The sequence below is a fragment of the Geobacter pickeringii genome (assembly GCF_000817955.1).
Lineage (GTDB): Bacteria > Desulfobacterota > Desulfuromonadia > Geobacterales > Geobacteraceae > Geobacter > Geobacter pickeringii.
The window spans coordinates 3,272,996-3,293,758 of sequence record NZ_CP009788.1 but is presented as its reverse complement, the minus strand read 5'-3'; the positions used below and the strand labels follow the sequence as shown (position 1 = coordinate 3,293,758).

General features: G+C 61.6%; 15 protein-coding genes. 1 reads left to right on the top strand and 14 read right to left on the bottom strand.

Going from position 1 to position 20,763, the window contains the following annotated elements; translation table 11 throughout:
• Nucleotides 1-9 precede the first annotated feature (9 nt).
• The 7 genes from GPICK_RS14960 to GPICK_RS14930 all read right to left on the bottom strand — a co-directional run bounded on the left by GPICK_RS14960 (nucleotide 10) and on the right by GPICK_RS14930 (nucleotide 9,081).
• Nucleotides 10-1,302 (bottom strand): adenylosuccinate synthase, encoded by a 1,293-nt coding sequence (locus GPICK_RS14960; RefSeq protein WP_039744541.1) that lies wholly within the window; start codon nucleotides 1,300-1,302, stop codon nucleotides 10-12.
• Nucleotides 1,303-1,315: 13 nt separating this feature from the next.
• Entirely contained in the window at nucleotides 1,316-2,620 is a 1,305-nt protein-coding gene (locus GPICK_RS14955) for an ATP phosphoribosyltransferase regulatory subunit (RefSeq protein ID WP_039744540.1), read from the bottom strand.
• Between the two features lie 172 nt (nucleotides 2,621-2,792).
• Nucleotides 2,793-4,286: an FG-GAP repeat domain-containing protein gene (locus GPICK_RS14950; protein WP_039744537.1), complete on the bottom strand. Its 1,494-nt coding sequence runs from the start codon at nucleotides 4,284-4,286 to the stop codon at nucleotides 2,793-2,795.
• A gap of 412 nt (nucleotides 4,287-4,698) precedes the next feature.
• Nucleotides 4,699-4,980: a hypothetical protein gene (locus GPICK_RS14945; RefSeq protein WP_039744534.1), complete on the bottom strand. Its 282-nt coding sequence runs from the start codon at nucleotides 4,978-4,980 to the stop codon at nucleotides 4,699-4,701.
• Between the two features lie 84 nt (nucleotides 4,981-5,064).
• Nucleotides 5,065-6,435: an alginate export family protein gene (locus GPICK_RS14940; RefSeq protein ID WP_039744532.1), complete on the bottom strand. Its 1,371-nt coding sequence runs from the start codon at nucleotides 6,433-6,435 to the stop codon at nucleotides 5,065-5,067.
• A 532-nt stretch (nucleotides 6,436-6,967) separates the two neighbouring features.
• Entirely contained in the window at nucleotides 6,968-7,372 is a 405-nt protein-coding gene (mce, locus tag GPICK_RS14935; RefSeq protein WP_039744531.1) for a methylmalonyl-CoA epimerase, read from the bottom strand.
• Nucleotides 7,373-7,425: 53 nt separating this feature from the next.
• Complete coding sequence (locus GPICK_RS14930; RefSeq protein WP_039744530.1) at nucleotides 7,426-9,081, bottom strand: acyl-CoA mutase large subunit family protein; 1,656 nt, start codon at nucleotides 9,079-9,081, stop codon at nucleotides 7,426-7,428.
• 210 nt (nucleotides 9,082-9,291) lie between these two features.
• Here GPICK_RS14930 and GPICK_RS14925 point away from each other — a divergent pair, with 210 nt between their 5' ends.
• On the top strand, nucleotides 9,292-9,507 hold the full coding sequence (locus GPICK_RS14925; protein ID WP_039744529.1) for a hypothetical protein: 216 nt from the start codon (nucleotides 9,292-9,294) through the stop codon (nucleotides 9,505-9,507).
• Nucleotides 9,508-9,607: 100 nt separating this feature from the next.
• On the opposite strand, the gene GPICK_RS14920 is transcribed toward GPICK_RS14925, so the two are convergent.
• The 7 genes from GPICK_RS14920 to GPICK_RS14890 form a co-directional block, all read right to left on the bottom strand.
• A complete protein-coding gene (locus tag GPICK_RS14920; RefSeq protein ID WP_039744526.1) occupies nucleotides 9,608-12,490 on the bottom strand; it encodes an ATP-binding protein in 2,883 nt (960 codons plus the stop codon).
• Between the two features lie 32 nt (nucleotides 12,491-12,522).
• On the bottom strand, nucleotides 12,523-14,247 hold the full coding sequence (locus tag GPICK_RS14915; protein WP_039744525.1) for an acyl-CoA carboxylase subunit beta: 1,725 nt from the start codon (nucleotides 14,245-14,247) through the stop codon (nucleotides 12,523-12,525).
• 232 nt (nucleotides 14,248-14,479) lie between these two features.
• Entirely contained in the window at nucleotides 14,480-15,043 is a 564-nt protein-coding gene (locus GPICK_RS14910; protein WP_039744523.1) for a helix-turn-helix domain-containing protein, read from the bottom strand.
• 267 nt (nucleotides 15,044-15,310) lie between these two features.
• Nucleotides 15,311-16,573, bottom strand: a complete 1,263-nt coding sequence (locus GPICK_RS14905) for a (Fe-S)-binding protein (RefSeq protein ID WP_039744520.1) — start codon at nucleotides 16,571-16,573, stop codon at nucleotides 15,311-15,313.
• A gap of 193 nt (nucleotides 16,574-16,766) precedes the next feature.
• On the bottom strand, nucleotides 16,767-18,146 hold the full coding sequence (locus GPICK_RS14900) for an FAD-binding oxidoreductase (protein WP_039744517.1): 1,380 nt from the start codon (nucleotides 18,144-18,146) through the stop codon (nucleotides 16,767-16,769).
• 31 nt (nucleotides 18,147-18,177) lie between these two features.
• Entirely contained in the window at nucleotides 18,178-19,470 is a 1,293-nt protein-coding gene (locus GPICK_RS14895) for a lactate racemase domain-containing protein (RefSeq protein WP_039744515.1), read from the bottom strand.
• A 46-nt stretch (nucleotides 19,471-19,516) separates the two neighbouring features.
• Nucleotides 19,517-20,731, bottom strand: coding sequence for an FprA family A-type flavoprotein (locus GPICK_RS14890; RefSeq protein WP_039744513.1), 1,215 nt, complete (start codon nucleotides 20,729-20,731; stop codon nucleotides 19,517-19,519).
• Between the last annotated feature and the right edge of the window lie 32 nt (nucleotides 20,732-20,763).

Sequence of the window (20,763 nt, the reverse complement as noted above, 5' to 3'; positions counted from 1 at the left end):
TTTCTCTTTTTATGCAAACGGGTTTCTGATGGTGATTGTCTGGTCGCGGCCGGGACCCACCGACACGAGAACAATGGGACAGCCGACCAGCGCTTCCAGGCGCTTGACATAACGCTGGGCCGCGTCGGGAAGCTCGTCGAACGTGCGGGCGGCGCTGATGTCGCTTTTCCAGCCCGGCATCTCCTCGTAGATCGGCGTGCATTTCTCGAACACGGCCAGATTGGACGGAAGCTCTTCCAGCGGCTGGCCGTTGTACTGGTAGCCGGTGCAGATCCGTATGGAGTCGAAATCGTTGAGGACGTCCAGTTTTGTGAGGGCGATGCCGGTCAGGCCGTTCACTCGCGTGGCGAAGCGGACCACCATGGCATCGAACCACCCGCAGCGGCGGGGACGGCCGGTGGTGGAGCCGAATTCGTTCCCTGCCTGGCGAAGCTTCTCGCCGTCGGCGTCGAGGAGTTCAGTGGGGAACGGACCGCTGCCGACCCGCGTGACGTAAGCCTTCGAGATGCCGATGATCTCGTGGATCTCCCGGGGGCTGACACCGGCGCCGGTGCAGGCACCGCCGGCGCAGGTCGACGAGGAGGTTACGTAGGGGTAGGTGCCGTGGTCGACGTCGAGCAGTGTCCCCTGGGCCCCTTCGAACAGGATCTTCTTCCCGGCCGCGATATCCTTGTGCAGGATAAGGGTGGTGTCGGCGACGTACTTGCGCAGAATGTCGGCGTAGCCGCAGTACTGCTCGTAGATCTCCTCGAAGGTGAAGGGCGTGGCGCCGAGGAGCTTTTCGAGGATGAAGTTCTTTTCCTCAAGGGCTTCTCTGAGCTTGCGGGCAAAGATCTCGCGGTCGAGAAGGTCCATGAGGCGGATGCCGCGCCGGCCGATCTTGTCTTCGTAGGTCGGGCCGATGCCGCGGCCGGTGGTTCCGATCTTTTTCTCGCCGCTCTTCGCTTCGCGGGCGATGTCGATCTGCTTGTGGTACGGCATGATGACGTGGAGCGATTCGCTCACGAGCAGGGCGCTGTCGCTCTGGAGTCGCCCTTTTTCCTTGAGCCGGGTGACCTCCATGATGAAGACCTCGGGGTCGAGCACGACTCCGTTGCCGATGATGCAGCGCTTCCCTTCGTGCAGAATGCCGGAGGGGATCAGGTGGAGAATGGTCTTTTCCCCCGCCACGACGAGCGTGTGGCCGGCATTGTTGCCGCCCTGGTAGCGGACGACGTCGTCCGCATGCTCGGTATAGATGTCGACTACCTTCCCCTTCCCTTCGTCGCCCCACTGGGCTCCTACCACTACCACGTTAGCCATCGTATTCTCCTTGTCAGGGGCGGATGCGGAGGGAAAAGCCGTCCTTCATCAGGTCGGCCTTCCGGACTGCCACCCCATGTTTGTCGGCGACACGGACGAGGTAGACCTCGTCATCGGAACAGTATGGTCCGCCAATGACCATCATGTGAAGAATGTTCATGCGCCTTGCATAGGCGAGGGAATCGTCGAATTCCCGGCGTATGATGTCGCGTGCGGTCGTATAGCCGAGAGCGCGGAGCCGCTGGGCGATTTCAAGGGCCTCACGCCGGTCGTCCCTGAGGTTGAAGACCAGAACATCCCGCGTCTTGCTTGCCTCCACATCCGGCATCCGTTCAAGGGCGCTCAGGAGGGAGAGGATGTTAAACGCAAAGCCGGTGGCCGGCGCCGGAAAGCCGTAGCGCGCCGTGAGGTTGTCGTATCTTCCGCCGCTGCAGACGGCTTCGCCGATGCCGGTGACGAACCCTTCGAACGTGAGGCCGCTGTGATAGTCGAGCCCTCGAATCTCACCCAGATCGATGGTCAGATAATCCGAGACGCCATGGATGTCCAGAAGGTCGAGCACCTGGGCAATGTTGTCGAGGGCTTGTTTTGACGCGGCATTGGTGACGATCCGGGCGGCTTCTTCAAGGACTTCGCGTCCGCCAAAGAGGCGGGGGAGCGACAGCAATTCTTCTTTTGCGTTCTCGGGGATCGAGAGGGGTTCGACGAGCAGTTTGACTGCCGAAACATCCTTCTTGCCGATCGCCTCCTGGAGCGCAAGGCGGGTCGGCGCATCGAGGTCGATGGCGTCCATGATTCCGCGGAAAAAGCCGACATGGCCCAGGTCGAGCTTGAACCGCTCGAAGCCGAGGCTCCGCAGAACCTCCACCGCCATTGCCACCATCTCGGCGTCCGCTTCCGGCGAGTCGAGGCCGATCAGTTCGACGCCCGACTGGAAGATTTCCCTGCTTCGCCCGGACTGGAGTTCCGTGTGTCGAAGCACCCGACCGTTGTAGCAGAGGCGATGGGGAAGGGGGTAGCCATGCATGCGGGTGGCGACGATCCGTGCCACCTGGGGGGTGATGTCCGAGGGGATGGCGAGGAGCTTGCCGGTCTGCCGGTCGTCAAAGCGGAAGGTCTTTTCCTTCAGCTCTTCGCCGAGGCCGGCTGCCATGACGTCCTGAAATTCGAGGAGGGGAGTGATGACCCGCCGAAACCCCCAGAGTTCGAACACTGTGCGGATTTTTCCCTCGATGTAGCCGATCTTGTCGGCCTTCTCGGGGAGAAAATCGGTGACTCCCTTGGGGAGCGGGGCTTCTATCGGAATGATGTGGGACACTGGGTTCTCGATATGCGAATTTTGATCCGGATAGGCGAAAAATCGCGCAAAACGCCCGAAATCGTAGCAGTATGCAGGGGGGATGTCAATGCTTTATCGGGCAAAACGGGAGGGGACACTGCGTGCCCCCTCCCGTTGTTGCGCCTTCCCGCAGATTGCCCCGTGATTGGGATCATTCCACCTTCTTGATCGCCAGCACGCTGGCGCCGGAGGTGAAGACCCCTTCCTTTTTGGCCACTTCGAGCACCGTGAGCTCTTTTCTCGCCGGATCATAGCCGTAGTCGGCCAGGTAATTCTGGCTTATTTTCGTATGCCAGCGCTCGTCGAGAGAGGAGCCGTTCCAGGTGAAACAGTAAATCGAGTTCTTGGTATAGGCGCGGTTGTACCCGACCACGAAAAAGCCGCTGTTCTGGGGGATCATGATGTCTCCGCCAGGGGCAACGGTGATGCGCTGTTCCAGAAATACCCACCGATAGGCGACGCCGGTTGTTTGGACGTGCGATATATCCTCGCGTTTGAAATGGGTCTCCGATCCGCCAAGCTTATCGCTGCTGCGCCATATCTCCTCGCCTGCCGCCGAGTAGACCACCAGATAGCCGTCGCTGTTGAGAACAACGTAGTGGAGCTCGCCCGATGAATCCGTGAAGCGGTTAAAATTGTAGAGATTGCCAAACCGGGGGAGTTTGATCGGATTTTTCGTTTCGAACCGGTCTCCGTTCTTCACCAGCTCGAAGACGTCACCGTAGAAATCCTGATCGGTGCTCATCTGTTGGACGTAAATCCGCCGCTCTTTGCCGTCGAGGGCGATTCCCCGGAAGAAGTAGGGGAGATTGGCTGCCACCCGCTTAAGGGAATCGTTGGTGGCGACCCAGACCTGGGACGCCAGCGTCTCGCCATCCATCACCGTCAGGTAGATCTCCGGGATGCCATCCCCGTCGAGGTCGGCGGAATCGACGGCAAGGACCTTCTCGCGGGGAGAGAAGGAGACCTCGGCCACCAGCTTCAGCCCGTCATGCTTCCGGTAGAGGCGCAGGGTGTGCTCCTCGACAAGGTAGTACTCCTGAGAGCCATCTTGGCCGATGCGTCCCGGAGCCATGCCGATCAAAGCGCCGCCGAGCCTCTGGCTGACCCAGCTGCCGGTCGGTGCGCCGACCGGTTCCTGGGGGCGTATGATCTCGGGCGCGGCTGCCGTGGCGGTGCTCCGGATGATGTCAGGAGTCGCGCTCGGTGCCGGTGTCTGCATCCGTGCCGCCGCCGGGGGAGGGGAGACCGCAACCTTGGCGGTCAGCTCGCTGGCGAGAGCCTGCCCCAGCTTGCCGACGGCCGGAATCAGCTCGTCCTGGTTCTCTCCCTGCTGGAACGCGCGGGCGATGACCCTCCCTCCCGCATCCTTGGCAACGGCATCGATGCTGAAGACCTTGCCGAAGACGATATAGCTCCCCTTCACGAGGAGATCGGCCCCTGACGGCGAGTCAACGGAGATGATCTTCTCGCCGCTGAGGCGCGAGGCGAGGAGGGTCTGGAGGGTGGTCTTCAGTTCATCCTTGTTGGCAGCGCCGGTGACCGAAAACTCCGCGACGTAGGCCCGGATCGGGGCGGCCGATGCCCCGGCAATCGTCAGGGCGACAAGCAGCAGGGAACAGACAATAATCGCAATTTTTTTCATCGTTACTCCTGATGGGCGTGGGGTATCGGATCTCAATGCCGTATTTGACGATTTCGGCCAACAGCGTGCCGGGGCGGGCCCTTTTCAACCGGGTGAGAGAGTATCCCGGGACGTTCAAGGGGGGCGGGATGTCACGGGTAGCCCTCCCGAAGACCCTTTGCCGGTTGCATTTTCTTGAAAGTTCCCTGAGATTTCCGGGCATCGGGTGACGACGCTCAACCGTGGTTATCCAGTTCTTTACGGCTGGATTCACAGAGCTCCGCCTTCGGGTTGGCCGATTATCGCAAACCGAACGTCCCGCTGTCAAAGCAATAGTGCCTGTCGGGGCGATAGCAAAGGGGCGTCGGCGGATGCAAAAAGGGGGGAAGAGTCGCCTCTTCCCCCCCTCGGTTCACGCAGCCGGAAACGTGGTCTAGCTGCCGCCGGCCTTCAGGAGATCGTCGAGCATCTTGTTGGCCTCGTCGAGCTTCTGCTGGAGCTTCTTGATCTCATCTGCCGAATAGACCTTCTTCCCCTTCTTGATCTCGGCATTGAGCTTCTTGATCTTCTTCTGGATGCTGTCGACCTCGGTTGCGCAGTTTTTCGAGGCGAGCAGGCACTGGTCTTTTTCTTCCTTGGTCATTTCAGCGGCCAGTGCCGGGACGGTGGCGGACATCATGACTGCCGCCATGACTGCAAGAGCTATCTTTTTCATAGAATTGCCTCCGATCGTCTTGTTCGGGTTAAGTGCGGGGAGCCGGATGGTGAGGCAATCCGGCTCCCCCGGTTGGACAAAGGATTAGAATACGTACTGGAGCTGGACCCGGGCGGTGAAGGGGCTGTTGGGGAGGTCGCCCGCTGCCGCGCCGTTCTGCCCTTTGAAGTAGTCGCCCAGGAAGACGTAGGCGCCCTGGAGGCTGGCGGTCATGTTGTCATAGAGCTTGTACCCGAGCTCGGAGTTGATTTCCGTACCCATGTACTTGCCTTCGTGGGTGGTGTCCTTGGCGGCGGCCATCATGCCGAGATTGGTGTTGGAGAAGATTTTGCCGAAGGTCATGTCGTAGCCGAGGAAGCCGCCGACGATGCCGTGATTGCCATTGTTCAGGTCGAAGGCAATGGCCCGGTCGGTGCCGGCAGTAGCGTACTTGTTTCTCAGGAGGATCATCATTTCGCCGGGATAGAAGGCATGGCCGGCAGTATTGGCGCTACGCTCCATGATGGTCTGGAAGTCGTTACGGTCGTGGCGGGTGGGATCGTTCTCGCCAGAGATATAGAGGACATTGCTCCGGAAGGTCCCCGGACCGACGGCCGCCTTGGCGCCGACGTTGGCGGCAAAGGCACTGACGGTCTGGCCCTTGTCGGCAATGGCAGGATTGCCGAGGTGGCCGACCTGATAGATGAAGAAGCCGTCCAGGGTCACCGGCCCGATCTTCCCTTCGCCGTTTACGCCGAGCATGTGGATGTCGGTCCGGTCGGTGGATTGCCGGAGTACGTCGCTGTAAAGGAGGATGTAGTCTGCGCCTACTTTGACGTCCTTGGTGATGTTGTATTTGCCGGACACGTTCAGGAAGTCGCGGGTCATATACCCTGCTACGCTGTTGGTGGTTGTTCCAGCCAAAGAGGAGAAATTGGTGCCTACGGCATCATCGAACCGGAAATAGGCGAGGCCGAGGGTGGCGTTCCCCACCCGGGCGCTGGCCACGGCGCCGGCGGCGTCGTTATTGAAGATGATCCCCTTGTAGTTGTCGTTGTACCCCTGAATACCGACCTTCATGTTCACCGGGGTGGAGGGGATGTTGAAGTCGAGGTAGATGTTCTTGGTTTCCAGGTTGGTCTGGTCGGCACCGATGCCACCGCCGTTGTTCCGGGTGGTGTTGTTGGAGTTGTAGGAGTTGTCCCCCCAGCGGGAGTCAAACTCGAAATGGGTCACCAGCTTCAGGTCGTCGTTCGCCTTGGCGATGTACATGAGGCGGGCCCGCTGCTCGATGTAATTCTTGGTGCCGGGGTTATCCTTTACAGTCAGAGGGCCGGAGCCGGCATCATCATAGTTGGACATGATGCCGCGTACGCGGAACACGCCGTGGAATTCATTCTCCAGCGCCAGGGCCGGAACTGCCGTCGCAGCGGTCAGCGCACCAGCGGCGACTACTGCCAAAAGCTTCTTTTTCATCTGTTGCCTCCTTCATTGGTGATAAATTGCATTAGTTTAGTTTGGTACTGCACCGTGTTATTGTGTGAGAGAAATCACCACCTTTCCATTGTTAAAATGTCCAGATCAATAACTGGTAAGTACCCCCTCCAAAAGCAAGACCCTTTTCCGTTCCCTCCAGTGAGGGACGAGAAAAGGGTCGTAGGCACATCAGGTTTCCCTGCGATGCTTCATGCGTGTGGTTTTAAAAAGTATAGTGTCGACCGACATTGTCACCCGCACTTTCGTATCAGGGGTTAGATCATACTCATTCAAGGCATGCTGTCAAGGGTAATTCGCTCAACTATGCCTGATTATTGGGCATTTCTGTGTTTTGGGACAATATGTTGCCTTGTCGGGTGACAAGAAAATCAAAATAGCGTTTTAAAATTTAGGGACACTATAGAGATTTGACGGCCGTTGTCAAGAAAAAATTCCCTCATTTGTTTCGGACTGGCGCGGAGTTGAAGTGGTTTTACTTTCAGGGAGAAAGGGGCTGCAACCAGCAAATGAATCAGTGTCCCCCTTCGCAGAGCTCCGTCAGTACTCCGTGACTGCTTTTGGGGTGGACGAAGGCGATCCGTGCTCCGTGGGCGCCGTTGCGCGGCACGCTGTCGATCATCCGGGCGCCGCCGGCCACGAGTGAGGCGATAGCCGCTTCGATGTCCTCCACCTGATAGGCGATGTGATGGATGCCGGGGCCGTTCTTTTCCAAGGCCTTCGCAATGGGGCTTTCGGCGGAGGTCGGTTCCAGGAGTTCGATCTTGGATTCACCGATCTGCAGAAAAGCGACCGTGACCTTCTGCTCCGGGACTTCCTCGGTCCCTTTGAATGCCATGCCGAGTTGATCGCGATAGAAGGGGACTGCTTCAGCGAGCGACGGAACTGCTATGCCGATATGGTTGATTCTGGTAAACATGGAAAATCCTTTCGAAACCGTCGAGGGGGGCCCGAAGGCCGCCCTCGATTCGTTTACAGCACCACCGTCTCGCGGTGGACGCCGAAGACGTCGCGCATGACATTGGCGATCTCGCCGAGGGTCGCATAGGCTCTGACGGCTCCCAGGATCGGCGGCATGAGATTACCGGTTCCTTTTGCGGCCTCCGCCAGGGTCGCAAGGGCCTCCCGAACCGTGGCCTCGTCCCGCTTCGACTTCATGGCGGTAAGGGTCTTCTTCTGGGCGATCTCCACCTCTTCCTTGATCTTGAGGAGTTCCGGCTGGGGCTCATTCTGGATGGTGAACCTGTTGACGCCGACGATGATGAGGTCGTCGGTCTCGATGGCGCGTTGGTAGGCGTAGGCCGAGTCTTGGATCTCCTTCTGCTGGAAGCCGCGGGAGATGGCCTCCACGGCTCCGCCGAGGGTGTCGATCTTGTTGATGTACTCGGTGGCCGCCTTTTCGATCTGGTCGGTGAGCGATTCAACGAGGAAGCTTCCCGCCAGGGGGTCGATGGAGTCGGCGGCGCCCGATTCGTAAGCGATCACCTGCTGGGTGCGCAGCGCGATCCGGACGGAGTCCTCGGTGGGGAGAGCGAGGGCCTCGTCGCGGGAGTTGGTGTGGAGCGACTGGGTCCCGCCGAGGACGGCGGCCAGGGCCTGGATAGTCACCCGCATGATGTTGTTGTCGGGCTGCTGGGCGGTGAGGGTGCATCCCGCGGTCTGGGTGTGGAAGCGGAGCATCATGGAGCGCGGATCCTTGGCGCCGAAGCGCTCTTTCATGATCTTCGCCCACATGCGACGGGCGGCCCGGAACTTGGCCACCTCCTCGAGGAGGTTGTTGTGGGCGTTGAAGAAGAAGGCGAGGCGGGGAGCGAACTCGTCGACATTGAGGCCCGCCTTGAGGGCCGCTTCCACGTAGGCGATGCCGTCGGCAAGGGTGAACGCCACTTCCTGCACGGCAGATGAGCCGGCCTCGCGGATATGGTAGCCGGAGATGGAGATGGTGTTCCACTTGGGGACGTTGTCTTTGCAGTAGGCGAAGATGTCGGTGATGATCCGCATCGACTCCTTCGGGGGGTAGATGTACGTGCCGCGGGCCATGTATTCCTTGAGGATGTCGTTCTGGATGGTCCCTTGGAGTTTGTCGGCGGAAACGCCCTGCTTCTCGGCCACCGCAATGTACATGGCCAGGAGGATCGAGGCCGTGGAGTTGATGGTCATGGAGGTGGAAACCTTGTCCAGGGGGATGCCGTCGAACAGGACTTCCATGTCGGCGAGGGAGTCGATGGCGACCCCGACCTTGCCCACTTCGCCGGCGGCCATGGCGGCGTCGGAATCGTAACCCATCTGGGTCGGGAGGTCGAAGGCAACGGAGAGGCCGGTCTGACCCGCGGCGAGGAGGTATTTGTACCGTTCGTTGGACTCGCGGGCGGTGCCGAAACCGGCGTATTGCCGCATGGTCCAGAAGCGCCCCCGGTACATGGTGGGCTGGACGCCGCGGGTGAAGGGGTATTGGCCGGGAAATCCGAGGACCTCTTCGTACCCCGGATAGTCGAAGTCGGGAGTGAAACAGCGCTCCATCTCGATGCTGGAGGTGGTCCGGAAGTCAGTCTTGCGTTCGGGGGTTTTGGCGATGTTCTTGGCAACGACCGCTTCCTGCCATGCGTTTTTCGTTTCGGAAATACTCATTGTGTTCTCCTGATTCTATGAGATAGGGGGATGCTTCCTGTTTGATGCAAGGCAGTAACTGGATGACCGCCCTCCGATGACAGGGCGGGATACGTCGCGCGCTGCGGGAGGGAGCGGTCGATTTTTTTCTTGCAAGCACTGCCAGCGGTCTTATACTGTCGATTGAATCGTATACAGAGCTGCTATAATCCGACGGAAAGGAGAACGTCCATGAAATGTCCCGTTTGCAAGAATCACGAACATGTCGATATTGATCTGCATTCAGATGGATTTACGGAAAACATTATCGAATGTCCCATCTGTGGCGCCATCTGGTCGGTCAACCATGGAGTCATTGAGATCGTTAAGGACCCCCAGGAAAAGTCGTTTCTCGAAGCGAAGTCCGAGTGCGTCGAGGGGGACGACTACAACCTCGATGGAGCGTGACGTTTCTCCAAACAACTGACCCCGTCTTCGCAGGCGGGGTCGGGCGGCGGAAGAGGGCTCCGGCCAGAGGTCGGAGCCCTCTTTGCGTCTTCCCTCTGCCTTACAGCACAGCCTTCAGGTATGCGGTGGTGCGCTCGCGCCTTTCGCGCTCGATTACCTCGGGGTCCACGGCCACGAATTTCTCGTCCGGCGTGACCTTGAAGAGCGGTTGCCCCTTCTGGACGATGGTCCCGTCGCCACCCTGGATGAGGATCTTGTCGATGGTTCCGGAGAACTGGGCGTTCACCTTGTTGAACATCTTCATGACCTCGATGATGTAGAGCGGCTGCCCCTTCTCAAAGTGCATCCCTTCGACCACGAAGGGGGGCATCCCCGGCGCTTCCTGGCTGTAGTACATGCCGCCGCAGACCGCGACGATCTCGTCGGCCTTGGTGGCCGGCGGCGGGACGAGGATCTTTTTCATCCGGGCCTGCAGGTCGGGATCGTGCAGGTGGGAGGGGATGGTTACCTCCAGATCGTCCTCGACGCGGAAGCCCCAGAACCCCGTGTTCTCGGCCACAAGGAAGAGAATCCCGAGGAGCTCCAGACCTGCCTCGAAACCGGTGTGGGCGGCGCGGATCTCGTCCCATTGGGTGGCCGAGAAGGTTCCCTGGGGCTTCTCCTTCTGGAGAATTCCGTTCAGTTTGAAGTAGTCCCGGGTCCCGAACGCTTCTTCCAGCGAGGCGTAGAAGCGGAGTCCCTTCTGAAGCAGTTCGTTGTCGTGTCCCCAGATCACCTCGGCGGCCGGCGCCTTCGGGTCGAACGCCATGTTCAGGTATTCATACGTATCGGCTAGGATGGTCAGCGGGTTGTCGAGCCATTGCGCCTTCCCCTTTTCGATCGAGAAGTTTTTCTTGTTGATGGAAAGCCAGCCGGAGAGCAGGTGCGGATCCGCCAGCAGCCGGTCCATGGGGCGGGTTACCAAGGTTCCCTTGCGGTCGAGGATCTGGGCCATGGCCTTGGCCGCCTGCGGATCGTCGGGGAATTGCTCCGCCATCCGCTTGGCGTAGGCCTTCTTGAGCTGCAGGAAGGCGAACACCGTGTCGAGCTTGTTGGCCTCCTCCTTGAGCTGTCCGACGAGGGTCAGGTAGGGGACCACGAAGCGGGTGGTCGGCTTGGCCATGACGTTCTGCCCGATGAACCAGTTGACCAGGCCGTAGTGGAACTCCAGGTTGGTTGCCAGGTCGGTCCCGCGGAGGGTGGTCCTGCCAAGCACCTTGGCAAGGGCGCAGTAGCTGTCAAGACGGTCCTCACCCTGGGTAAGGAGCAGGGCGATGTTGGAGTCGTAGGCTCCCGCCACCTTGTACCGCATGAACATGCCGGTGTCGGGGTTTACCAGGCTGATCCCCTGGTCATCGCGGATCTCTCCTTCGATCGGCGTCGACCAGTAGCGGATCATGCCGCCGGCATGGGGGGAGAGGGAGCAGTCGGTGGCGTTGAGGCGGGCCTCGGCGCCGGCCCCGAACCGGGGGATGCGCTCCGGCTTCGGAAGCCGCTTCTTGTGACGCGCCAGGAGGGCCATGGCCTCCACCAGCGACTCAACGACGAAATAATCGCTCTTGTTCTTGGGGTTGGTGAACTTGAGGGCGTAGCAGAGCTCGGAGACACGGTGCTCCACCTGGATCCGGGTGTTCACCTCCATGAAGTAGTAGCGGTCCCGGTCGACGATGCACTCGAAGGTGGAGGCGGAGTCGAGCCCGACGGCCTGGCCGAACTTGGCGGCATCGTCCTCCATCCGCTTCAGGACCTTGAGATCGCTTTCCAGAGCCTTGACTTCCGCCTTCCGGCCGGCCTTCTTCGCCTTTTCGATGGCAAGGGCCAAGCTCTCCTGGGTTACCGACACCTCCAGGAGTTTCTGCTCGTGCATCTGCAGCGAACAGTCACGCCCCCCCAGGGAGACGCACCACTCGCCGTTCCCCAGAAGCTGGATTTCGTTGTGGCGGGTCTGCTCGATATTGAGCTCGATCAGGACGTTCTTGTTGTCGCCAACGCCGTTGGCCTTCACCTCGTTCAGGACCTCGCGGACCAGGCCCGGAGCCTCGACGGCGGCTTCCTTTACCTGCTTGTCGTTGGGGTTCTTGGCGGTCAGGAGCGACGCGCCCAGAATCCGCTGTCCCTTGCCGCCGCCGCCGCCGATGGCCTTGAGGCGGATCCGGCTCCCCGGGTACTCCCGGAACATCGCTTCCACCTCGGACTGCACCTGGGCACAGAGCTCCTCAATGGAGTAGAGGTCGAGCCCCTTTTCGTAGGAGGCGTAGAGGATCTGGTCGGCCAGGTCCTCAAGGGAAAGTTTTGCATCCTTCAGCACCGACGGATCGAGGGTCAGCCCCTCCGCCTTGGCCAGCGCCAACAGCTTGTCACGGGTCGGGTGCTTCTTCACCAGGGTCCGGGCGGTCACGTTGTTGATGCCGGGGGTGACGCTCACCCCCACCTCGAGGGCGGTCCGCTTTGCCTCGTCTTTCTTGCCGGCATCGGCCTGGGTCCGGGAGTTGGGACCGATGAACGAAAGCCCGGCGTTTTCGATGGCCGCCACGAACTCCTCATCCTCGGCCATGAAGCCGTAACCGGCGAAGATGGAGTCGTAGCCGTTGTCGAGGGCGATCTGGATGATCTGGCCGATCCGCTCCACCCGCTCTTCCTTGCTGGCCCCCGTGTAGTCGGGCACCCGGTGGACCCGGGTCGGGTCGGTCAGCTGCCGGAGTTCAGGCGCCAGGGCATTGGGGTAGACGATGGAGTCTTTCTCGGAGAGAAGAATGCCGTAATGGGTGATTCCCATCTCCTCGAAGACGTCCATCGCCTCCTTCCGGATCGGGCCTCGGCAGACGATGAGCGGTTTGAGATCCTCGCTGGCGAAGGAGCGTACCCACTCAGAGGGGGAGGTGCCCAGGCGGCGGTCCCGGTGAATCATGGGGTTATGTGTGTAGTAATCGACAGTCTGTGTCATTGCTCGCTATCTCCAATTCGTCGGAAAGTGATTTAATGGAACTCGCGCTGGACGGACTGCATCGGCGAGGCCTTGTAGTGCCGGAGGAAGAAATTCATGTTCTCGCCCAGCACTTTGCGCAGGTCGGTCGGCATGACGATGGAGGAGATGGAGCCCAGGCTCAGCGCTTCTCTCGGGTTCATCAACTCTTTCTCGTAGCGGAGGTTGAGGGCGGTTTCCTGCGCCTTCAGCCATTCGGCCGCTTCCTTCTCGGCATCCTTCTTGGCCTCATCGCCGTTCATGCCGGCCGCGGTCCGCTCCTGAACCCCCTTCCTGATCAGCTCGGGGACCGAGCCGCGGATCTTGCGGAGTTCGTCCTTGTAGACGAATTCCTTGCCGGCGGGGCCCATGACGGCCAGACGGGTGGTCGGAAGCGCCAGCACCAGATCGGCACCGGTGGGGTAGTTGTTGTAGGAGGCGTAGGCGCCGCCGAAGGCGTTGCGGATGATGAGGAGGATGCGCGGGGTCCGAATGTCGACGATGGAGTCGAGCATCGCCCGGCCGGCATGGACGATCCCGCGGGCTTCCTGCTCCCGCCCCGGGAGGAAGCCGGTGGTGTCCTCCATGAAGATGATGGGGATGTTGTAGATGTTGCAGAAACGGTTGAACCGGGCAATCTTGAACGCTGCGTCAACGTCGATCTGGCCGGAGTCGACGGCGCTGTTGTTGGCGACGAAGCCGACCACGTTTCCGCCGAGGCGGCCGAAGGCCGTGACGGCGTTGCGGGCCCGGTCCGGCTGAATCTCGAAATAGTCGCCGTGGTCGCAGATCTGCTGGATGATGATGGATATGTCGAACGGCGTGTTGAAGCCGGTCGGGGAGTTGAAGGCCTTTTTCAGGAGGGTGTTGATCTCCCAGGTCTTGCGATCGAGGGGGTCGCCCGTCTCCTGGTAGGGGGCGGCAACGCCGTTGTTGTCGGGGAGGTAGGAGAGGAGCCGGACCGCCGTCCGCAGAGCCGCAACCTCGTCGGTCACGGTGATGTCGGCCACGCCGGACTGGCCGTGGACCTTCGGTCCGCCGAGCTCCTCCGGGGTGATGTCCTCGCCGAGGACCGACTTCACGACGCCCGGACCGGTGAGGCCGAAAAAGGTGTCGCTGGGCTGGATGACGAAGCTTCCCTGCCGCGGCAGATAGGAGCCGCCGCCGGCGTTGAAGCCGAACATGCACATGATGGAGGGGACCACGCCGCTGATCTTCCGCAGCGCGGTGAATGCCTCGGCATAGCCGTCGAGGCCGCCGACCCCCGCCGGGACGTAGGCGCCGGCGCTGTCGTTCATCCCGATGAGGGGGATCCCCTTCTCGCCGGCCATCTGGAAGAGGCGGGCCAGTTTGCTTCCGTTGGTGGCGTCCATGGAGCCGGCGCGGACGGTGAAGTCATGGCCGTACACCGCCACATCCCGGCCGCCGACGTTGATGATGGCGGTTACCAGCGATGCCCCGTCCAGGTTCTTGCCCCAGTTCTGGTAGAGCACATACGGGTCCTTGTCGGTGAGGACGCGGATACGCTCCCAGACCGTCATCCGCTTCTTGAAATGCTGCTTTTCGATCTGATCGATGCTGACCGACTTGATCGGGCGCTGGGTCAGGTCGTACCCTTCCTGCATCGCCTCTTCGTAGGGGCCGGTGCTCTTGCTGATCTCGCCCGGAATGGTGAACTCGATTTTCTCGGGCGGATCGAACGGGTTCTTCAGCGACGGTTTAATCGTTTTATTGGACATCTTCGTCATCCTTCCGGTACGTAGAATTTTCCATCAGCGACTGCATCATTACGACTCCTCCTGCATGAATATTCGTTGGTAAGACCGTGCCGGGAGCCCGACCGTACGCGCCACCGGCGCGGGTCCCGAAAAAGGTGCGATTGCGATTGTTGTATACGGGGCGGGGCGAAAAAAACGGGCGCTAATCGGAAAGAAAAGGCCCGTGCGTTTTTCGGTCGGCCCGCTGGAGCGGCTAGCGAGCCACGACGGCGAGCACCCTGACTTCGCTGCCATCCTTGGAGAGAAGGCGGTGCTTCAGGGATGAATCGAAGTAGACGCAGTCGCCTTCTTCGAGGGTGATGCGTTCGTCTTCCACGAGGAGCTCGGCGGCCCCTGCCAGGACGAAGAGGAATTCCTCGCCGTCGTGGCTGTAGGTGTTCTCTTCGGCGGCCTTTTCCGAGACGGTGAGGAGGAACGGCTCCATCTTCTTGTTCTGCTTGCGAAACGAAAGGGACTCGTACGAGTATCCCTGACTGGTGCCGGCGCGGGAGATGACCCGCGGGATCACCTTCCGCTCCCCCCTGCGCACCACTTCATAGCGATACTCTTCCTCATCCTCGGTGAAAAACAGCCCGATTTTGACGTCGAAGAATTTGGCAATCTTCGAGAGCGTGGCGATGGGAGGGGAGACGTTGTTGTTCTCTATCTGCGAAATGAGGGCGGGCGAAAAACCTGTCTCGCGGGCGACCGCCTGGAGGGTCAGTTTTTTTGCGAGTCGGAGCTTTTTGATCTTCGCCCCGATGTTGTAGTCGGTCATCAACCACCCCGAAAGACAGAGAAATAAAACTGGTTTTTACCGTTGCAGTTAATACCCCAATTTAGCGTGTACTGTCAATAAAATATTTTTTATCTTGACTTAAATTCTCAGGTATGACGCGGTTTTATTCGCGAGGAGGAGCGGCGGGCGAAAGCGAGTTTTAAAACGATTTTATTGAGAATAAAAATCGGCCGGGGAGAGAGGTTCCCCGGCCGTGTCGGTTTCGACCTGGATTCGGCCGCCGCCGGTTTCCCGGTTTACGCTGATTCAGCGGATGGAGCGGGCGAGAACTTCGAGGGTGTGCATGACGCGGGTCCGGGTCCCGCGCTGCTTGAGGCCGTCGGAGAGCTGCATCATGCAGCCGGGGCAGCCGGTGACCACCGCCTCGGCGCCGGTCTTCTCGATGGCAACGCTCTTCCCCTCGTTGATGGCGAGGGAGGTGTCGTAGTGGTAAACGTTGAAGGTGCCGCCAAGGCCGCAGCATTTGTCCGCCCCTTCCATCTCCACCAGTTCCACGCCGGGGGTGCCGGCCAGCAGTTCCCGGGGCTGGCGGGTGATGGCCCGGGTCCGGAGGTGGCAGGGGTCGTGGTAGGTGATCTTCAGGGGGGCGCCGGCGCCGGTCTCGGCGGGATGGAGGCCGAGTTCCCGGAGGAGCTGGGCCGCGTCCACGGTCTTGTCGGCGATGGCCCTGATCCGCGCCGCCAGCTCCGGATGACGCTTGCCGATGAGGGCGGGATAGAACTTGTGGAGCGCGCCGCCGCAGGTGGCGCAGGCGGTCATGACGTAGTCGGCCTCGTACTTCTCCAGGGCCGCCAGGTTCTTTTCCGCCAGCCCCCTGACCGTATCCAGGTCGCCGCCGGACATGCCGGGGAGGCCGCAGCACTGCTGCTCCTTCGGGATGATGACGGTGCAACCCAGGTGGCGGAAGAGGGCGAGGGTCGCCTCTCCCACCTCGGTGTAGACGAAGTTGGTCATGCAGCCGACAAAAAAGACGACGCGCGGTTTTCCCGGCTCCCCCGGGATGACCTCGGGGTGGCGGTTCATGAACGGCGTGCGGGCGATCTGCGGGATATGGCGCCGGTTCCCGACGAAGGGGAGGGGGAACCGGAGCCGGAGCCCCGAGGTCGCGGGGACCTTGCGGAAGAAGAGTGGTCCAAGGATGGCCGCGGCAAGGGCGCCGAACGACATCAGCTTCCGGTTCCTGATTACCTGCCCCACCGCCTTGTGGAAGGTGGTGAGCCCCCGCTTCCGGGCCAGGGCCTCGCGGGCGGTGATGACGATTTCGTCGGTGGGGACCTCGTTGGGGCATTTCTCGACGCAGCTTCCGCAGAGAAGGCACTTGGACATGACCGCGTAGGTCTGGTCATCGAGGGTGATGTCTCCCTTGAGGAGGTGCTGGGCCACCGCCACCTTGCCGCGGGCCACTGCCGGTTCGCGTTGCAGCGCGGCGAAGGCGGGGCAGTGGGCCCGGCAGGCGCCGCACTTGACGCATTTTTTCAGTTCCTGTTCAACTCGTTTCAACGGATCCAAAATCTAAACCTTTCAATCGCCACAGAGACACAGAGGCACAGAGGCACAGAGGCACAGAGGCACAGAGCAACAGAGCAACAGAGAGTCCCCCCGATTATCTCACGATTACTGGGATTTTAGCCCCAAAATCAAGAGGTAATCACGAGGTCAGGAAAGCTTTTCTCCGTGTCTCTGTGTCTCTGAGGCAGGTTTTCTATACGGGGAACATCTTCCCCGGGTTGAGAATGCCATTCGGGTCCAGCGCCTTCTTTACCGACTGCATCGTGGCGATCTGCACCGGCGAGAGCTCCAAGGGGATGTAGGGCTGCTTGGCGAGCCCCACGCCGTGTTCGCCCGACATGGTTCCCCCCAGCTCCAGGGCCGCCCGGAAGATCTCCTCGATGGCGGCGTGGGCCTTCTCGTCCATCCCCGGAATCTCCTTGTCGACCATGACGTTGACGTGGATGTTGCCGTCGCCGGCGTGGCCGAAGTTGACGATGGGGATGCCATGGCGGGTGGCGATGGCGTCGATCCTCCGGATGACGTCGGGAACCCGGCTGCGGGGGACCACGATGTCTTCGTTGTACTTGGTCGGGTTTACGTCGCGCAGGCTGGGGGAGACGAGGCGCCGCACCTTCCAGAGCTGTTCCGACTCGGCGGCGTCCTTCGCCACCTTGAACTCCACGAGGCCGAGGGGCTTCACCACCTCGTGGACCCGGGCCGCCTGCTTCTCGATCAGATCCCGGTCGCCGTCCACCTCGATGAGGAGCACCGCCCGGGCCGCCGCCGGCAGTCCCAGGTTGAAGCGCCGGTCGACGCACTGGAGCGTGGCGTGGTCCATGAATTCCAGGGTGGTGGGGATGATCTTGTTGCCGATGATGGTGGATACCGCCCGGGCCGCACCGTCGATGGAGTCGAAGATGGTGAGCATGGTCTTCTTCGCTTCGGGGAGGGGGAGGAGCTTGAAGATGATCTTGGTGATTACCCCCAGGGTCCCCTCGGAGCCGACGAGGAGTCGGGTCAGGTCGTAGCCGACGACCCCCTTGTAGGTCTCCCCCCCGGTGCGGATGATCTCTCCCGTGGGAAGGACCACCTCCAGCCCCATGACGAAGTCGCGGGTCACGCCGTACTTCACCGCCCGGGGACCGCCGGCGTTCTCCGCCACGTTGCCGCCGATGGTGGAGAACTTGAGGGAGGCCGGATCGGGGGGGTAGAAGAGGCCGAGTTTCTCCACCGCCTGCTGGAACTGTTCGGTAACGACCCCCGGTTCCACTTCGGCTACCAGGTTCTCGGTGTCGATGCGCAGGATCCGGTTGAGGCGCGTCGTCACGAGGACGATCCCTCCCCCCTTGGGGAGCGCCCCGCCGGTGAAGCCGCTGCCGGCTCCCCGGGGAAAGACCGGGAACTGCTCCGCGTTGGCGAGCTTCAGGATGGCGGCGATCTCTTCCGGCGATCCGGGATGAACCACCGCGTCGGGGAGAAACTCCATCTGGGTGGCGTCGTAGCCGTAGCAGAGAAGATCCTGGCGGTCGGTGGCGACGTTTTCGGCGCCGACGATGGTTTTCAGGTGGTCGATCAGGCGTGGTTCGAGCATGAATGCCCCTTGTCTCGGTTTAAAGTCAGCTTCATGGCCGCCGGGAAGCATCGCTTCCCGCGGCCGGTTCCATTATGGGGAGCACCGTCCCCCCTTCGGGGATGACGTATGCGGCGTAATCGTCCGGCAGCAGGCGTGCCGCCTCCGTCATGGCCGCGGCCAGCGTTTTTGCGGGGATCAGCCCCATGGTCCGCACCTCTTCGGGGGGAAGCTCCGAAACGAGAACGATCCGGAACCGCTGCGCCTTCTGGAGGAGCGAGTAGGCGGTCTGGCCGTTGATCTCGTAGTGGCTCCTGAGCCGGGATTCGAAGGCGTCCAGATCCCGGTGCCGGAACCAGTCGAAGAAGGTGGCGTTGCCGTAGCCGTCGCGGCACTGGGCCAGCAGGATCATCACACCGCCATCCTTCAGGGCCTGGCTGGCGTATTCCATCGACTTGTGGGCCTGGATGACGTTGATGTCCTTGGGGAAGCCGCCGCAGGAGACGACGACCAGATCGGCCTTCTCCCTGAGCGGGTAGGCGAAGCGGTCGGCGTAGTACCGGCACCCCTCCGTATGGGCCTCCCGCCAGTGGCCGGCAAAGGTGGCGACGATCCGCTTCTCCGGTGACAGCACCGTGTTGAGGATGAAGGCGGGCTCCACCATGGCGCACGCCTCGTCCATGGCGGCATGGACCGGATTGCCGGCAAGATTGCCGGTGGTGGCAAGGGGGTTCTTGCCGCTTCCCTCGCCAGGGTTGAGGACGGCGAAGTGGCTCGCCATGCAGGATCTGCGGGCTGCCACCCCGGGGAGGATGCTTTTGCGCCCCCCGCCGAAGCCGGCGAAATAGTGGAAGCCGATGGTGCCGGTGAGGATCACCCGGTCCGCCTCCACCACCCGGCGGTTCACCTCAACCTCCACACCGCCCGGGGTGCGGCCGATGAAGGTGAGCTCCCCCGGGTCGTCGCAGTCGTGGTCGACGATCCGGATCCGTCCGAAGAGGGGGCCGGCGATCTTCGCGTGCTCGTGCTCCGTCTGCTTGCGGTGGATGCCGAGGGCCACGAGGATCTCGATGTCGCGGTCGCGGATCCCCGCCGCCGTGAGCCGCTCCACAAGGAGCGGGAGGTAGATCTCGCTGCCGGTGTAGCGGGTGATGTCCGAGGTGACGATGACGACCCGCTCGCCGGGGCGGAAGGCGCGGATCACATCGGTGCAGCGGTCGAGGGCGGCGGTGACGATCGCCTCCGGCGGATCCGCCGTCGCAGCCGCCGCCGGGCGGATGACCCCCCGGAGCCGCCCGGCGGGGAGCTCCAGCGAAAACGATATGTCACCGTACTTCAGGTCCATGGGGGTGGATGATACAGGGTGGCGCCGCAAAGCGCAACCGTGCCGGTTAAAACCTCTGGTGGTACTCCGCCACCTGCTGGGCGAAGGAACGGCCGAACTCGAAACACGCCTCTTCGTCGGCCCGCGACGGGCGGTAGGGGATCTGGATTCCCGGCTCCACGGTCTGCAGCCCCATCCGCTTGAACTCCTCGTACGCCTCCTTCACGGCGCCGCCCCCCCAGCCGAAGCTGCCGAAGGCGCCCACCATGCGGTTCTTGGGGCGCAGCCCCCGCAGGTGGGTGAGGAACTCGGCGACGGAGGGGTAGAGGATGTTGTTGAGGGTCGGCGAGCCGATGAGCGCCCCCTGGGATTTCCAGAACTCCTTGATGGCGACGCTCATGGGGGTCGCCCGGAGCTTCATGATCCGGCAGTCGAGCCCCGCGGCCCGGACCCCCTCGGCGATGGGGACCGCCATCTTCTCGGTGCTCTGCCACATGGTGTCGTAGATGATGGCGACCGACCGCCGGGCCTTGCCGCTGGCCATCTCGAGGTATTTGTCGAGCACCTTCCGGGGGTTCTTTCGCCAGATGAGCCCGTGGTCCGGGGCGATCATCTCGATCTCGATCCCCTTGGCCCGGATCTCGGCGATCTTGCTCGTGACGATCTGGCCGAAGGGCATGAGGATGTTGGCGTAGTAGTCGATGACCGCATCGTCCAGTTCCGCAGCCGAGTCGGAGTCCTCGAATTCGTCGTCGAAGCGCGCGGCCGATGCCACGTGCTGGCCGAAGGCATCCTGGCTGAAGAGGATCTTGTCCTCCCGGGCGTAGGTCACCATGGAGTCGGGCCAGTGGAGCATGGGGGTCTCGATGAACTCCAGGGTCCGCTTCCCGATGGCGAGGGTGTCGCCGGTCTTGACCGTCTTCACGTCCCAGCGGGAGAGGTCGAAGAAGCGCGCAAGGCCCTTCTTCCCCTTCTCCGAGATGTAGATGGTGGCATTGGGGGCCAGCTCCATGACGCAGTCGAGGCTCGTGGCGTGGTCGTTTTCGATGTGGTTGATGACGACGTTCTTGATCCGCGCCGGGTCCACAACCCCGGCGATGTTCTTGAGGGTGTAGGTGGCGAAATCGTGCTTCACCGTGTCGATGAGGGTGATCTCGTCATCGACGATCAGGTAGTTGTTGTAGGTGGTCCCCCGCGGCGTCTCGTAGCCGTGGAAGTCCCGCACCGCCCAGTCGACGGCGCCGACCCAGTAGATATCCTTTGTTATCTCGACAGCTTTCACGGGCGAATCCCTCCTTTTCTGGTATCCGGGCC

What these genes read in the sequence shown, in the direction of transcription:
- GPICK_RS14960 (WP_039744541.1), bottom strand. Translation starts at nt 1,302, where the DNA reads ATGGCTAACGTGGTAGTGGTAGGAGCCCAGTGGGGCGACGAAGGGAAG.
- GPICK_RS14950 (WP_039744537.1), bottom strand. Translation starts at nt 4,286, where the DNA reads ATGAAAAAAATTGCGATTATTGTCTGTTCCCTGCTGCTTGTCGCCCTG.
- GPICK_RS14945 (WP_039744534.1), bottom strand. Translation starts at nt 4,980, where the DNA reads ATGAAAAAGATAGCTCTTGCAGTCATGGCGGCAGTCATGATGTCCGCC.
- GPICK_RS14940 (WP_039744532.1), bottom strand. Translation starts at nt 6,435, where the DNA reads ATGAAAAAGAAGCTTTTGGCAGTAGTCGCCGCTGGTGCGCTGACCGCT.
- mce (WP_039744531.1), bottom strand. Translation starts at nt 7,372, where the DNA reads ATGTTTACCAGAATCAACCATATCGGCATAGCAGTTCCGTCGCTCGCT.
- GPICK_RS14930 (WP_039744530.1), bottom strand. Translation starts at nt 9,081, where the DNA reads ATGAGTATTTCCGAAACGAAAAACGCATGGCAGGAAGCGGTCGTTGCC.
- GPICK_RS14925 (WP_039744529.1), top strand. Translation starts at nt 9,292, where the DNA reads ATGAAATGTCCCGTTTGCAAGAATCACGAACATGTCGATATTGATCTG.
- GPICK_RS14920 (WP_039744526.1), bottom strand. Translation starts at nt 12,490, where the DNA reads ATGACACAGACTGTCGATTACTACACACATAACCCCATGATTCACCGG.
- GPICK_RS14915 (WP_039744525.1), bottom strand. Translation starts at nt 14,247, where the DNA reads ATGTCCAATAAAACGATTAAACCGTCGCTGAAGAACCCGTTCGATCCG.
- GPICK_RS14910 (WP_039744523.1), bottom strand. Translation starts at nt 15,043, where the DNA reads ATGACCGACTACAACATCGGGGCGAAGATCAAAAAGCTCCGACTCGCA.
- GPICK_RS14900 (WP_039744517.1), bottom strand. Translation starts at nt 18,146, where the DNA reads ATGCTCGAACCACGCCTGATCGACCACCTGAAAACCATCGTCGGCGCC.
- GPICK_RS14895 (WP_039744515.1), bottom strand. Translation starts at nt 19,470, where the DNA reads ATGGACCTGAAGTACGGTGACATATCGTTTTCGCTGGAGCTCCCCGCC.